The sequence below is a fragment of the Chryseobacterium sp. HR92 genome (assembly GCF_045689405.1).
Classification (GTDB): Bacteria; Bacteroidota; Bacteroidia; order Flavobacteriales; family Weeksellaceae; genus Chryseobacterium; species Chryseobacterium viscerum_A.
Genome location: NZ_CP139139.1, coordinates 1,624,856 through 1,639,030 on the forward strand (window position 1 = coordinate 1,624,856; position 14,175 = coordinate 1,639,030).

Genomic DNA, 14,175 nt, shown 5'->3' on the forward strand with positions numbered 1-14,175 from the left:
CTAAAAAAGTAGACATTTTGAATATTAATTTATTGTTAATGGTTTAATGTGTTTAAAATCAGTGTGTTTTGTATTTTTGTTTTTTAATAGATTTTTAAAAAATTATAGCAGTTTATGCTTTTAAATTCAAATGATACTGAAATTACATCTTAATTGGTGTTGTGGAAAAGATAAAATATGCTGATATTTTTAGGAATTATGTAAAGGTGGTTTTGTGTTCTTATTTAATATTTAAAAGGTATGCTAAATAATGTTGGCTAAAATGAAGGAGTTACATTTATTAAACTAGTTAAATGTGTAGCATTTCTGTTCACTGTAATTTAGCATCAAAATTAAAAGACATGGACAATAGAATATTAGGTCTGCATCATATTACTGCCATTGCAGACAATGCCAAAAGAAATTTAGATTTTTATACACAGGTTTTAGGAGTAAGACTGGTTAAAAAAACGGTAAATTTTGACGATCCGGGAACGTATCATTTCTATTTTGGGAATGAAAACGGAACGCCGGGAACCATCCTTACTTTCTTTCCATGGGAAGGAATTGGTAAAGGTAACAATGGAAGCGGAATGGCTACCCATATCGGATATTCAGTACCGAAAGGAAGCCTTGAATTCTGGAAAAACCGTTTGCAAAGCTTTAATGTAAGCGTGGAAGAAGGAGAAGTATTTGGAGAAAAAATGATCTCTTTCAAAGATCCTGACGGTCTTCAGTTGCAGTTTATAGAACCATCAGGTGATGATAACAGAAAAGTATGGACAACTGATGATATTAAAGATGAAAATGCATTGAAAGGATTCCACAATGTCACTTTAACCTTAAAAAAAGCAGACCCTACAATCAAAGTTCTGACTGATGTTTTAGGATACAATCTGCAAAAACAGGAAGGAGAAAGATACAGATTCGCTACTGATGCAATTGACACGGCTAACCTTATAGATATTATTGAAAATGATACAATTCCTGCCGGAAGAAATGCTGCCGGAACCAATCATCATATTGCATTCAGAGTAAAAAATGATGAGATTCTGATGGAATATCGTGAGAAAGCATTATCCGCAGGACTGAGCATCACTCCGAAGATCAACAGAGACTATTTTTATTCATTGTATTTCCGTGAACCGGGTGGAGTTTTGTTTGAAATTGCAACTGACAATCCGGGATTTACTGTAGATGAACCTTTGAATGAGTTGGGAACAAATCTGAAGCTTCCTGCACAGTATGAAGGAATGCGTGAGAAAATAGAAGGAGTGCTTCCGAACTTATCATAGATCATCGGCCAGCTCTCATAAAGATGCTAATTTTGAATAAAGATTTAAAAACAAAAAAATGGAAAGAACAGAAATAGTTTTAGAAGGAAGGAAAGGTGAAATTCAGCTTTTCTCAGACGATCACAAGGCCGGTAAAATGGATATTTCAGTCATAGGAAAAAAATTGACCGTTTACCACACCGAAGTGAATCCGGAATATGAAGGAAAAGGCTTTGCTAAAATATTATTGGAAAGACTGGTTTCCTATGCAAGAGAAAACGATTTAAAAATTCTGCCGCTGTGTCCGTATGTTCACGCACAGTTTAAACGTCACCCGGAAGAATATAATGATGTTTGGTTTAAGGAGGTGCTATAGATAGTTGAGGGTCGGGTTTCGGGATGCGGGTTTTCGAGATTCGAGTTTGAGAGTCGGAGGGTAAGATGGTTTGAGAGTCCCGAGCTAAAAACAGAGGTGAAAGACAAAAGATGAATAAAGCTACTCTTGAACGTATCAACTCAAATCCCTAACCCCTAACCTCCGAAATCTCGCCTCCTATCACAATAACCAATTAACAATTTTATCACAATGAAACTTATCACAGGACTGCATCACGTTACGGCAATTACCGGCAATGCACAGGAAAATATAGACTTTTATACCGGAGTTTTAGGACTTCGATTGGTCAAAAAAACGGTTAATTTTGATTACTCAGATGTTTATCATTTTTATTTCGGAGACGAATATGGTACACCGGGAACGATCATGACTACTTTTCCGTATGGTAAAGATCTTATCAATGGCAGACATGGTAAAGGAATGCTCAATACAACGGCATTTTCAGTTTCTATAGAGGGCCTGGATTATTGGATGAACCGTCTGGAACAGTTCAATATCCCTTTTAAGCAGCCACAGCAAAGGTTCTCTGATGAAGTTTTTATTTATCTTGAAGATTTTGATGGGCTGGGATTGGAATTGGTTTTTAATGATCAAGATGAAAGAAAAGGATACTACAATGGTTATATTCCTAAAGATTATGCCATAAAAGGAATCCATCATGTAGAAATCTGGCAGGATGCTTATGAAAGAACGGCAGCTCTTCTTACAACCCAGATGGATCATAAGGTGATTAAGGAAACGCCTGACCGACTGAGATTGGGAACAGACAATATGCCCGGGAAATATGTAGATCTTTTATCTACTCCCAATGCACTGAAAGGATTGGCAGGAAGAGGTACCGTGCACCATGTGGCCTTTGCAACTCCGGATGCAGAATCTCAGCTTGAAATGGTAAAGCGGTTAAATGTATATGGATTGGAACATACTGAAGTGAAGGATAGAAAATATTTTACTTCAGTCTATTTTAAAGAGCCGGGTGGAGTTTTGTTTGAAATTGCAACTTCCGGTCCCGGGTTCGATGTGGATGAAGAAGCCGCATTTTTAGGAGAAGATCTGCAATTGCCGCAACAGTTTGAAAAAAGAAGAGAACGTTTGAAAGAAGTTCTTCCAGCAATTAATTATCCAACAGAAAAATTCAGATAAAAATAATGAGTCATATTTTAAATATAAAAACAGCAGGAATTCCATTACATCAGGCAGAAAAAGCTTTGATTATGATTCACGGACGCGGAGGAAGCGCTCAGGATATTCTGAGTTTATCCCAGCACCTGAATGTAAAAGATTATGCATTATTAGCCCCACAGGCTTTAAACCACACCTGGTATCCTTTTTCATTTATAGCTCCGGTAGAACAAAACGAACCTTGGTTATCATCTGCCCTTGAAATGGTAGAAGAAACAGTAAAAGCCGCTGTAAAAGCTGGAATTAAACCTGAAAATATATACTTTTTCGGATTTTCTCAAGGTGCTTGTCTTACTCTGGAGTTTTTGGCCCGTAATGCTCAGAAGTTTGGTGGAGCGGCGGCCATTATTGGCGGTGTGATAGGAGATAAGATCAATCGTGAAAATTATAAAGGTGATTTTGCCGGAACTCCGGTTTTTCTGGGAACCAGCAACCCTGATTTTCATGTTCCTATAGAAAGAGTATATGCTACAGCCAATATTTTAAGAGAAATGAATGCTGATGTAACAGAAAAAGTATATGCCAATTTTGGACACTCTATTAATGAGGAAGAAATTGAATTGGCCAACTCAATACTATTTAAGTAAGTGTTTTTTTAAGATTGAAGTGTGCAACTTTTGCTATACTTCAGGTGTTTAAGTAAAGTGGAGATTCCTTCGGAATGACAAAGTATGCGCATTATCTATCCGTTCACATTGTCATTCCGAAGGAATCTAACCAAATGCATAAATTAGCATTCAATAGAGGTGGATTCTAGCCTGCCAAACAAAAAACAAAAAATCATTGGCTTTAGCCAAAACTTACATAACCCCGAATTTGAAATCTGACTTCTAACCTCTAATTTCTAACTTCTAAAAACATGCACGAACAACTCCTTTTAATCCTGGGACTTTTATTACTCGTCATGCTGCTGGTAATGCTGGCACAGCGGATCAAAATTGCCTATCCTATCTTTCTGGTTCTCGCCGGATTGGGCATCAGCTTTATTCCGGGAGTACCTGTTCTAAAACTGGATCCGGAAATTATATTTCTGATTTTCTTACCCCCTCTTTTGTACGAAGCGGCCTGGTACACCTCATGGAATGATTTCTGGAAATGGAAACGTCCCATCAGTCTCTTGGCTTTTGGCTTGGTGTTTTTGACATCTCTGGTAGTGGCTTATACTTCACAAATGCTGATTCCGGGATTTACACTGGCATTAGGGTTTTTATTGGGAGGAATTGTTTCACCACCGGATGCTATTGCTGCCACCACAGTCTTAAAAGGATTAAAAGTCCCCAAACGTACTATTGCCATTCTGGAAGGAGAAAGTTTGATTAATGATGCCTCTTCACTGATTGTTTTCAGATTTGCGCTGGCAGCCGTAATGACAGGAGCTTTCTCAATGCATGAAGCAACGGGGCAGTTTTTTCTGGTAGCAGGAATGGGTGTGGTCATAGGAATTGCAGGGGCTCATGTTTTCTATGCCATTCACCGTTTTTTACCCACCACACCTGCCATTGATGCTGCCATTACAGTGATTACGCCTTATATTCTGTTTCTTTCTGCAGAACATTTTCATTTTTCGGGAGTAATGGCTGTGGTGAGTGGAGGGTTGTTTATGTCTTTCCGTTCTCATGAAATTTTTAAAACAGGAACTACAAGAATCAATATGACAGGAGTTTGGAATACTCTGATTTTTGTGATGAACGCTTTAGTCTTTGTATTAATAGGTCTGGAACTTCCGGATATCATCCATGGATTGGGTGAAATTTCATTAATGGAAGGAATCAAATATGGTTTAATTATAAGTTTGATCGTAATTGTAGTACGTCTGTTATGGATTTATCCTGTGGCTCATATTCCAAGGTGGCTGAGTGAAAAAGCCCGCCGCGATCCAAGTCCGGGATGGAAAAATCCATTAATTATAGGATGGGCAGGAATGAGAGGAGTTGTTTCTTTGGCTACAGCCCTGTCTATTCCAGTAATGATGAATACCCAGTCCGAATTTCCGATGAGAAACCTGATCATTTTTATCACATTTGTCGTTATTTTTGTTACATTGGTATTTCAGGGATTGACACTGCCTTTGGTGATCAGATTGACAAAAATCGAAGAAATCGATCCTATTCTTCCTTCTCATGAACAGCAGGCGGGAATTCAAATGAGACTGGATAAACTTGCAGTTCAAAAACTTGATAAAGAGTATAATGAATTGGTGAACAGCAATAGCCTGCTTGAAAATTTTAAAAAAGCTTTGGAAACTGATATCAAACTTCACCAGAACCATTTAAGCTCTTTGGAAATGTGTACCAACAGACGAAATGATATGGTAGAATATCATAACGTGATGCTGGATATATTTGCCCTGCAAAGAAAAGAACTGTTTCAAATGAAACGTGAAAAACGCTTCAGCGAAGACGAGATAAGAAAAGCCGAATCACAACTGGATCTGAATGAACTGAAAATTACAGGGAATAAGCACTTGTAGGAGGGATGCGAAGTTCGGGATACGAGTTTGAGGGTCGGAGGGTTTGAGAGTATCATAGTTATTTCATCTGGCTTTTATCCTTTACTCCAACAATATAAACATTGAACATTAAACCTTGAACCTTGAATTTTAAACATTAAACCTTGAACAAAATGAAAATATTACATTTTTTAGTCATTGGAAAGAACCAGGAAATTCTGGCTACTTTGAAAAGAATTATAGAAAATAATGAAGGCTGGACAGCAGAAATACAAAGTGATGAAAATTTCTGCTATGAATATATAAAAAATAATATAGTAGACATAGTCCTTTTAAGCTCCGGTTTAGAAGATGATTTTGAGAAAGATATAAAAATATTTTGCGCCGGGCTGGATAAAGATGTTAAAGTAATCGACCATTATGGAGGAGGAAGCGGACTTTTAAAGAATGAAGTTTACAGTCTTTTTCCTAATTTGCAGGGGTAAAATAAATTTATGTTTCAAAATATCATCAAAAATATCTCTCGATTTGTCACCTTAGCTCCTGAAGAGGAAAAAATCTATGAGGACTTGTTAAAGCTTCAGAGTTTTCCAAAGAAAACACATCTTTTGCGCGAAGGAGAGATTTGTCAATTCGAGGGTTTTATAAAGAAGGGTTGTGTACGGACTTATTATCTTGATGAAAATGGCTTTGAAGTGACACTTCTGTTTGCCGTTGAAGATTGGTGGATAACTGATATTGATTCGTTCAATAACAAAACACCCTCTAAGATTTTTATTGAAACTTTGGAAGATACAGAAATTTATATGCTGACCCCGGAAACGAAGGAGGTGCTATTGCAGAAAGTTCCTAAGTTTGAAAGAGCTTTCCGAATGATGATGCAGAGGTATGTGGTGACACTTCAAAACCGCCTGGTTAATACTATTTCTCAGCCTGCAACGGACCGTTATCTGGAATTTATAAGAGTTTATCCAACAATTCCGCAACGTGTGGCGCAGTATTATATAGCATCATATCTTGGTGTTTCAAAAGAATTTGTAAGTACTATCAGAAAGCGACTTGCTTCAAAGGAGAAATAAATCTTTGAGAATTTTTTATCTGCGGGTCGTGCATACAGATACGGATGATTATGAGAGTTTTTGCTCATGATAATTTTACATATAAGACCAACCGTCAAAAATTCATTGAATTCTCGCCACCCTTCCAATGGAGGGGAATCATTACGTCTTCAGTTGAGATTTTGGATCAGAATTGGAATTTTTGTTGATACTTTTCTTATTTGAATAATACTGGCTGGATTCCTACGGAATGGCAAACTGTATGGGTAAGCCATTATTGCAATTGTGTCATTCCGTAGGAATCTAAATAAAGCTATTCTTTAAATTATTCTTTCAAATTAAATAGTTCCTAAGAGTAAATAAACACTCTTGCGTTTCCCCAAAAACAACAATCCAATATATTTATACTGCCGGATACTTTTGTATCCGGCATTTTTTTTTGCAAAAAGTGCTTTATTAAACTAGTTAAATTTTTAAGATTTCTATCTGCTCTACCTTTGTCTTATTAATTTAAAAAAATAAAAAAATGTCACAGGAAAACAAAACAGCAGAAGGCTTTGGGATGCCTTGGGAAAATATTTACGGATACGCACAAGCGGTAAAAAAAGGAAATACCGTCTGGATTTCCGGTCAATTAGGTCACAACAAAGATGGTGAACTGGCAGAAGGAATGGAAGCGCAGATGAAACAAACCTACGCGAATATCAAAGAATTGCTATCGAGATATGAGATGACAATGGAAAATGTAGTAGAAGAAGTGATTTATGCAATGGATATGGCAGCTGCATTTGAGGCAAGAAAAAATTTCAAAACAGAATTTTATGATGATCCTAAAACTGTAGCTAGTACAATGGTTGGAGTAAGCGGACTTGCATTGCCAGAGCAGCTTGTGGAAATTAAAATTATTGCAACGATATAAATTTATCAATGAATTTTCCAAAATCATCATTTATTAAACTAGTTAAATGTGCAGGGTTTCCGGTCTCTCTAAATTTGTACTATCAAACAACAACAAATAACAATCTGATATGGACAGAAAAGATTTTTTAAAGAAAGGATTATTGGGAACAGGAATGTTTGTAGCATCTGCTTCTTTGGCCAGTGCAATGAAAAATGACATTGACGAGATTGAGCCATTAGAACCCATCGGATACAATCATCTTCCCAATACAGAATCAAAAATAAAAGAAAACTCTGTCATCCACAGAGCAGATTCAAGAGGGAAAGCAGATCACGGATGGCTGTTGAGCCAGCACACTTTCAGTTTTGCCAATTATTATAATCCTGAAAGAATGCACTTCGGAGTATTGAGAGTCCTGAATGACGATAGAGTGGAGGCGGGAAGAGGCTTCGGAACGCACCCTCATGACAATATGGAAATCATCAGTATTCCTTTGGAAGGTGATCTTGAACACAAAGACAGCATGGGAAATACAGCAGTGATCAGAAGCGGAGATATCCAGGTGATGAGTGCAGGAACCGGAATCATGCACAGCGAATTCAACAAAAACAGTGATAAGCTGGTAAAATTCCTTCAAATCTGGATTTATCCTAAAAAGAGAAATGTTACACCAAGATATGACCAGATTACTTTAGACAAAACAAAAGGCCACAATCAGTTTCAACAGATTCTTTCTCCCAATGCTGATGATGAAGGTGTATGGATCCATCAGGACGCGTGGTTTCACCTGGGAACTTTTGATGAGAATAAAGAAACCCATTATCAGATCCGAAAAAAAGGAAACGGAGTCTATGTTTTTATCCTTAAAGGAAGCGCAGAAATAGGTGGTGAGACGATTGAAGAACGTGATGGATTCGGAGTCTGGGATATTCAGGAGATTAATATCAAAGCTATTAAAGAAGGTACAGAAATCCTTTTAATGGAAGTACCTATGACACTATAAATAAAAAATTCAACAGAAATAACAACACTTAAATTTTAAATTATCATGAAAAAATTAATCCTATCATTTGCAGCTGGTTTATTATCATTAACAGCAACAGCTCAAAACCCTGGGAAATCATTATTAAATCCTACGAATCATGCAGTGGTGCTTGTAGACCACGAAGGTCAAATGGCTTTCGCTACAAAAAGCATCAGCATGGAAGAATTAAGAAATAATGTAGCACTTGTAGCAGGAGGATCAAAAATATTTAATGTTCCTACAGTGATAACAACGGTAGCTGAAAAATCATTCAGCGGACCTGTTTTCCCGGAAATTTCAGAAGTATATCCTGAAGCAACAAGCGGATATGTGGACAGAACTACTATGAATACTTGGGAAGATGTTAACGCTCACAAAGCCATTACTGGGAAAAATAAAAAGAAACTGGTTTTTGCCGGATTATGGACAAGTGTATGTATCGTAGGACCTGTATTATCAGCAATTGACGAAGGGTATGATGTATACGTGGTAACTGATGCTTCAGGGGATATTTCTAAAGAAGCTCACGATCAGTCAATCGCCCGTATGGTTCAGGCTGGGGCACATCCTATTACTTCTGTTCAGTATGTATTGGAACTGCAGAGAGACTGGGCAAGAAAAGAAACGTACAAACCGGTTAATGACCTGATGAAAAAACATGGTGGGGCTTACGGGATTGGAATTCAGTACGCTCAGGAAATGTTAAAACACTAATGAGGCTGTTTCGGCAGGCTGAAAGCCTGCCGAAACCTTCAAACTTAAATATTGAAATAATGAAACTACTGAATATACTTACACTTACCACGGTTTTTGCTACAGGAATTCTCCATGCTCAGAAAGCAGATATGATTATCACCAACGGGAAGATCACGACAATGGATGATAAAAATCCCGAAGTACAGGCTGTTGCTATAAAAGATCACAAAATCTTACAGGCAGGAACCAATGCTCAAATTTTAAAATTAAAAAACGGCAATACAAAAGTCATTGATGCCAAAGGAAACAGAGTGATTCCGGGATTGTTTGACAGCCACTTGCATGTGATTAGAGGAGGACGGTTTTATAATACAGAACTTCGTTGGGATGGTGTGAAATCTTTGAAAAGAGCATTGGAAATGTTGAAAGAACAGGCTCAGCGAACACCTAAAGGACAATGGGTAAGAGTAATCGGAGGCTGGAATGAATATCAGTTTGAAGAAAAACGACTTCCCACATTGGCTGAAATTAATGAAGCCACAGGAAATGTTCCCACTTTCATCATGTATCTCTATGGAAAAGCCTGGTTAAATAAAGCCGGATTAACAGAACTGAACATCAACGGAGATATTCCCAATCCCGCACAGGGACTGATCGAAAAAGATAATAATGGAGATCCTACGGGATTATTGGTGGCAGAACCTAATGCATTTATCCTTTATTCAACATTGGCGAAACTACCGGAGTTGAAAGAAGAAGAAAAAGTAAATTCTACCCTCCAGTATATGACCGAACTGAACAGATTAGGAGTAACCGCTGTAATGGATGCAGGAGGTGGATTCCAGAATTTTCCGGACGACTACGGAACAACAGATCAACTGAATAAACAGGGAAAAATTACTGTTCGTCTTCCTTACTATTTATTTGCTCAAAAGAAAGGTTCCGAACTTGCAGATTACACCAAATGGACAGGAATGGTAGAGATTGATGACCATGGTCACAATGATTTTAATGAAATAGACTATCATGTCAACGGAGGAGGGGAAAACCTGGTATCAGACGGAGCCGATTTTGAAAACTTCCTTTTCCCAAGACCGGAACTTCCAGCTACTATGGAAAAGAATATGAAAGATGTAGTAAGTCTTCTGGTAAAAAATAAATGGCCTTTCAGAATTCATGCAACGTATAATGAAAGCATCACCAGATTTTTAAATGTCATTGAAGAAGTCAATAAAGAGACTCCTTTGAACGGATTAGTCTGGTTTATTGATCATGCCGAAACCGTGACTGAAGACAATATGAAAAGAATTAAAGCATTGGGTGGAGGAATTGCAGTACAGCACAGAATGGCGTATCAGGGTGAAAGTTTCATCCGCAGATATGGTAAAAAACCAGCTTTAGCTTCCCCACCGGTGAAAAAAATGCTTGAAATGGGAATTCCTGTCGGACTGGGAACAGACGGAACAAGAGTAGCAAGCTACAATCCATGGGTTGCTTTATACTGGATCACGACAGGAAAAACAATAGGAGGAAACCAGGTAATGGGCAAAGAAAATACACTGGATAGAAAAACAGCATTATCTCTTTCTACTTATGGAGGGTATGAACTCATAAAAGACTATCAGAAAGGAAAAATACAGAAAGGATACTTTGCGGACCTTACCATTTTGGATAAAGATTATTTCACGGTCAATGATGAAGAAATCAAAAACATCACTTCAAAACTTACAATCGTAGACGGAAAAGTAGTGTACGGAGACGAAACCTACAAAACAGCAGCTCCAGCACCGCTTCCAGTAATCCCGGATTGGTCACCGGTAAAATATTACGGAGGGTATCAGACAAAATAATTGGTAAGCAATAAGGACTAATATTTCATTTGTATACAAATATTTCAACTGAAGGAGTAAAAATTCCCCTCCCTTGGAGGGTGGCAAAAATTCAAAGAATTTTTGACGGGGTGGTCTTACACGCAAAACCATCAACAGTATAAAATAACCACAATCATCCGTGTCAATCCGTGCAATCTGCGGTTAAAAAAACAAAAATAAACCTTAAAACTTCATTCCAATCATGAAAAAAATAATCCATATCATCACCAATACCAGTCCGGAAAGAAAATTAACCGATGCTGCACTTTTAGTATTCAGAATCTTACTTTCGGTAGAATTGATCGTAGCCCACGGATTGAAAAAAATAGGAGTAGGTGTTTCAGAAGCAGAGCAGGTGCCCAACCCGCTGCATCTTCCCGAAGCATTTAACAGCCTTTTTGCTGATGCTGCCAATCTGGTATTTCCGGTATTTGTGATCTTTGGCTTTTTCACGAGAATAGCAGTATTACCCATTTTGGCTGTAACACTTACAGGATATTTTATTCTCCATTGGAATGATGCATTACTGGTGAAAGATACTCCTTTCATGTACAGTTTGTGTTATCTTTTTCTACTGTTTATGGGGGCTGGGAAATATTCGGTTGATCATTATTTAACAAAGAAATCATCATGAAAAAACTGATTGCCATTGTACTCTTGCTGCAGATTTTTATTCCGGTTCAGTTATCTGCTCAGTTCAAGCTGATGAGGTTTGATGAAGATTATGCTTCTTATCAAGATTCTGCAAAGACTTTTTATAACTCCATAAAATATATACCGCTTGCAGAAAAAAATAACAATTATCTGTCAGTAGGAGGAGAAGCAAGACTGGAATTTGTAGATTTTAATAATGAAGATTGGGGAAGAATGGATATCGGAAGCAATCCTTTTCTGATCCAAAGATATAACGTACATGCAGATCTGCATCTGGGCTCACGGGTAAGAATTTTCGGGCAGGTGAGAAGTGCCTGGGAAAACGGACGAAAGAATGGTCCGCGACCTATTGACGAGGATCATTTGAATATTCAGAATCTCTTCATTGATGTGGATATCCTGAAAAATGAGAAAGAAAAACTGACGGTGCGTGCAGGAAGACAGGAGCTGGATTATGGAAGCGGAAGACTGATCTCGGTAAGAGAAGGTCCGAATTTAAGACTGTATTTTGATGGATTGAAATTTATGTACAAAAGAGGAAATTTCAGATCTGATGCGTTTATGATGGCAGCCAGTGAAATCAGTCCGGGAGCATTCGATAATACATCTTCAAAATCAGTTAACCTTTGGGGAAGTTACAATACATGGATTATCCCCAGAAGCGGAAACCTGGAGCTGTATTATTTGGGAATTCACAGAAAGGATGTACGTTTTGAGGATGGGCTTTCAGATGAGAACAGACACACTTTTGGCGGGAGGTTCTGGAAATATGGAGGAGGCTTTATTTACAATTTTGAAGCAGCCTATCAGTTCGGTAACTTTAATAAAGGAAATATCAGCGCATGGACAGCTTCTGCAGACATCGGATATATGTTTGAAAATGTAAAAGGAAAACCAACCATCAACCTTAGAAACGATTATATTTCAGGAGACAGTAATAAAGGAGACGGAACATTGGGAACTTTCAATCCTTTGTACCCGAAAGGCGGCTATTTTGGATTTAATCCTCAGATCGGTCCGGTGAATTTAATTGATATTCATCCTTATGCAACCATTGATTTAGGTAAAAAAATAACCGTTCAGGCAGACGTAGTTTTCAACTGGAGATATTCTACCCAGGACGGGATTTACAGACCCAGCGGAACATTGAACCTTCCATCGTCAAACTCAAAAAAGAGATACATCGGAACAGCTTTCTTAGGAAGTTTTAATTATAAGATCAATACATTTTTAACCTTTAATACCGGAATACAATACTTCAATACCGGAGCCTTTATCAACGATGTAATCGACAACCACAAAGACGGACTCTTCATCAACTCCAGAATTGTATTTAAATTTTAATAGACATAACAACATAAATAAATCCCGTAACAAAAAAAATCTCGTACCTCGCACCCCGCACCTCGAATCCCGTACCCATAACAAAAAATTACCCCACATCAATGCCCCTTTCCATCACAGAAACTACCTTTGAAAAAGAAATAGCCGGAGCGGAGCGACTTGCGCCTTAAAAATTTAAACCTTAAAAAACTTAGCGTCTTTGCGTTATCCAACAAACAACCTTTACAACCCGTATCTCGCATCCCCGAAACTCGTAACTCGAAACAAAAATAACCAGCAACCAACAACAAAAACCAACAAAAAAATAAATCTCATGAAAAATACACTAAAACACTCACTGGTAATCGCAGCTTTAGCATTATCTACACTAAGCTTTGCACAAACCACCACCACAGCACCTGCAAAAACAACAGCCATAGGAACCTCTAAAACATGGGGAACCGTAGACGGAATCTCTATGGTAGGATTAGTTCAGGGACCTTCTTCAGCAGAGGCCCAGCTTCAGGTAGCCTGTGTTTTTGAATATACAGAAGGAGACATCTTCAATGCTCAGGCATTACCCGCTAAATTGAATGGATTAGTTCACCTTGATGAAGCTTTGAAAGGAGAGCTGACGAACCTTAGAAAAACAGGACAGTTTCAGGGACATTCTTTGGAAACTCTTTTGATCACGCCGCCTGCAGGATCTATGTCTGCAAAGAAATTATTATTGATAGGTTTGGGTGACCGTAACAAGTTCACACCAGACTTAATGACTTCCGTAGGCGAAGTGGCAGCCCGTGAAGCTATGAGATTGGGTGTTACCAATTTTGCCTTTGCCAGCGACCTGAAAGATGCAGGAATAGATTCTCCAACCGCTTTGGTAGCCAGAAATGTAGTAAGAGGAATCGTTCACGCCAACCGTTCTGAAAATTACCTGAAAGAGCACAAACTTTCCACCACAAAAAAATTAGAAAAAGTATATCTTCTGGCTGGTCCTGCCTTCTTTGAAACCGCAGGCGGAGGAATTTCCGATGCCATTTCAGAAGCCCAAAAGAAATAATGAACCTGGTTTCATTACATTGTTGATTCGGCCTCCTTTTTTAAGGGGGCTTTTTGTATAAGAAGGATCACGATTATATATCTACTAAGCAATTATTTAAATATAAAATTTTAGCTTAAATCTTTTAATTCTAAGCAGTATTGAATATAGATACCTCAAAAATGTTATTCTGAATGGAATGTAGTGAAGAATCTCATTTAATTATCAATAAGATTCTTCCTTCGTTAGAATGACAGAAGACGATTGATAGACCGTTGGCATGATCTCTTTTTAAATAGGGTAGATTATCCTTTCGCTTCATCAG

General features: G+C 37.9%; 14 protein-coding genes. All 14 read left to right on the forward strand.

Going from position 1 to position 14,175, the window contains the following annotated elements:
- Nucleotides 1-341: 341 nt before the first annotated feature.
- The 14 genes from SFA27_RS07270 to SFA27_RS07335 all read left to right on the forward strand — a co-directional run bounded on the left by SFA27_RS07270 (nucleotide 342) and on the right by SFA27_RS07335 (nucleotide 13,871).
- Entirely contained in the window at nucleotides 342-1,274 is a 933-nt protein-coding gene (locus SFA27_RS07270) for a ring-cleaving dioxygenase (RefSeq protein ID WP_407297308.1), read from the forward strand.
- Nucleotides 1,275-1,332: 58 nt separating this feature from the next.
- Complete coding sequence (locus tag SFA27_RS07275) at nucleotides 1,333-1,629, forward strand: GNAT family N-acetyltransferase (RefSeq protein WP_407297310.1); 297 nt, start codon at nucleotides 1,333-1,335, stop codon at nucleotides 1,627-1,629.
- Between the two features lie 210 nt (nucleotides 1,630-1,839).
- On the forward strand, nucleotides 1,840-2,793 hold the full coding sequence (locus SFA27_RS07280; protein WP_407297311.1) for a VOC family protein: 954 nt from the start codon (nucleotides 1,840-1,842) through the stop codon (nucleotides 2,791-2,793).
- 5 nt (nucleotides 2,794-2,798) lie between these two features.
- Nucleotides 2,799-3,419 carry an alpha/beta hydrolase gene (locus SFA27_RS07285; RefSeq protein WP_264517417.1) on the forward strand — a complete coding sequence of 207 codons (621 nt, stop codon included), beginning with the start codon at nucleotides 2,799-2,801 and terminating at the stop codon, nucleotides 3,417-3,419.
- A 272-nt stretch (nucleotides 3,420-3,691) separates the two neighbouring features.
- Nucleotides 3,692-5,302: a Na+/H+ antiporter gene (locus SFA27_RS07290; protein WP_407297313.1), complete on the forward strand. Its 1,611-nt coding sequence runs from the start codon at nucleotides 3,692-3,694 to the stop codon at nucleotides 5,300-5,302.
- Nucleotides 5,303-5,454: 152 nt separating this feature from the next.
- Nucleotides 5,455-5,766, forward strand: a complete 312-nt coding sequence (locus SFA27_RS07295) for a hypothetical protein (RefSeq protein WP_047378230.1) — start codon at nucleotides 5,455-5,457, stop codon at nucleotides 5,764-5,766.
- A 9-nt stretch (nucleotides 5,767-5,775) separates the two neighbouring features.
- Nucleotides 5,776-6,360 (forward strand): Crp/Fnr family transcriptional regulator, encoded by a 585-nt coding sequence (locus SFA27_RS07300; RefSeq protein WP_407297315.1) that lies wholly within the window; start codon nucleotides 5,776-5,778, stop codon nucleotides 6,358-6,360.
- Between the two features lie 505 nt (nucleotides 6,361-6,865).
- A complete protein-coding gene (locus tag SFA27_RS07305; RefSeq protein WP_047378228.1) occupies nucleotides 6,866-7,258 on the forward strand; it encodes a Rid family hydrolase in 393 nt (130 codons plus the stop codon).
- Between the two features lie 109 nt (nucleotides 7,259-7,367).
- The gene (locus SFA27_RS07310; protein WP_264517420.1) at nucleotides 7,368-8,243 is read left to right on the forward strand and encodes a pirin family protein; all 876 of its coding nucleotides are present in this window, start codon (nucleotides 7,368-7,370) and stop codon (nucleotides 8,241-8,243) included.
- Nucleotides 8,244-8,288: 45 nt separating this feature from the next.
- Nucleotides 8,289-8,978: a hydrolase gene (locus SFA27_RS07315; RefSeq protein WP_407297318.1), complete on the forward strand. Its 690-nt coding sequence runs from the start codon at nucleotides 8,289-8,291 to the stop codon at nucleotides 8,976-8,978.
- A gap of 59 nt (nucleotides 8,979-9,037) precedes the next feature.
- Entirely contained in the window at nucleotides 9,038-10,810 is a 1,773-nt protein-coding gene (locus tag SFA27_RS07320; protein WP_407297320.1) for an amidohydrolase, read from the forward strand.
- A gap of 223 nt (nucleotides 10,811-11,033) precedes the next feature.
- Nucleotides 11,034-11,465: a DoxX family protein gene (locus SFA27_RS07325; protein WP_407297322.1), complete on the forward strand. Its 432-nt coding sequence runs from the start codon at nucleotides 11,034-11,036 to the stop codon at nucleotides 11,463-11,465.
- Nucleotides 11,462-12,829 carry an alginate export family protein gene (locus SFA27_RS07330; RefSeq protein WP_407297324.1) on the forward strand — a complete coding sequence of 456 codons (1,368 nt, stop codon included), beginning with the start codon at nucleotides 11,462-11,464 and terminating at the stop codon, nucleotides 12,827-12,829. Before SFA27_RS07325 ends, SFA27_RS07330 begins: the two co-directional genes overlap by 4 nt.
- A gap of 313 nt (nucleotides 12,830-13,142) precedes the next feature.
- On the forward strand, nucleotides 13,143-13,871 hold the full coding sequence (locus SFA27_RS07335; RefSeq protein ID WP_407297326.1) for a M17 family peptidase N-terminal domain-containing protein: 729 nt from the start codon (nucleotides 13,143-13,145) through the stop codon (nucleotides 13,869-13,871).
- Nucleotides 13,872-14,175 lie beyond the last annotated feature (304 nt).

Coding starts and splice junctions, on each gene's coding strand:
- SFA27_RS07315 (WP_407297318.1), top strand. CDS start 8,289: ATGAAAAAATTAATCCTATCATTTGCAGCTGGTTTATTATCATTAACA.
- SFA27_RS07270 (WP_407297308.1), top strand. CDS start 342: ATGGACAATAGAATATTAGGTCTGCATCATATTACTGCCATTGCAGAC.
- SFA27_RS07275 (WP_407297310.1), top strand. CDS start 1,333: ATGGAAAGAACAGAAATAGTTTTAGAAGGAAGGAAAGGTGAAATTCAG.
- SFA27_RS07280 (WP_407297311.1), top strand. CDS start 1,840: ATGAAACTTATCACAGGACTGCATCACGTTACGGCAATTACCGGCAAT.
- SFA27_RS07335 (WP_407297326.1), top strand. CDS start 13,143: ATGAAAAATACACTAAAACACTCACTGGTAATCGCAGCTTTAGCATTA.
- SFA27_RS07330 (WP_407297324.1), top strand. CDS start 11,462: ATGAAAAAACTGATTGCCATTGTACTCTTGCTGCAGATTTTTATTCCG.
- SFA27_RS07285 (WP_264517417.1), top strand. CDS start 2,799: ATGAGTCATATTTTAAATATAAAAACAGCAGGAATTCCATTACATCAG.
- SFA27_RS07320 (WP_407297320.1), top strand. CDS start 9,038: ATGAAACTACTGAATATACTTACACTTACCACGGTTTTTGCTACAGGA.
- SFA27_RS07325 (WP_407297322.1), top strand. CDS start 11,034: ATGAAAAAAATAATCCATATCATCACCAATACCAGTCCGGAAAGAAAA.
- SFA27_RS07290 (WP_407297313.1), top strand. CDS start 3,692: ATGCACGAACAACTCCTTTTAATCCTGGGACTTTTATTACTCGTCATG.
- SFA27_RS07310 (WP_264517420.1), top strand. CDS start 7,368: ATGGACAGAAAAGATTTTTTAAAGAAAGGATTATTGGGAACAGGAATG.
- SFA27_RS07295 (WP_047378230.1), top strand. CDS start 5,455: ATGAAAATATTACATTTTTTAGTCATTGGAAAGAACCAGGAAATTCTG.
- SFA27_RS07300 (WP_407297315.1), top strand. CDS start 5,776: ATGTTTCAAAATATCATCAAAAATATCTCTCGATTTGTCACCTTAGCT.
- SFA27_RS07305 (WP_047378228.1), top strand. CDS start 6,866: ATGTCACAGGAAAACAAAACAGCAGAAGGCTTTGGGATGCCTTGGGAA.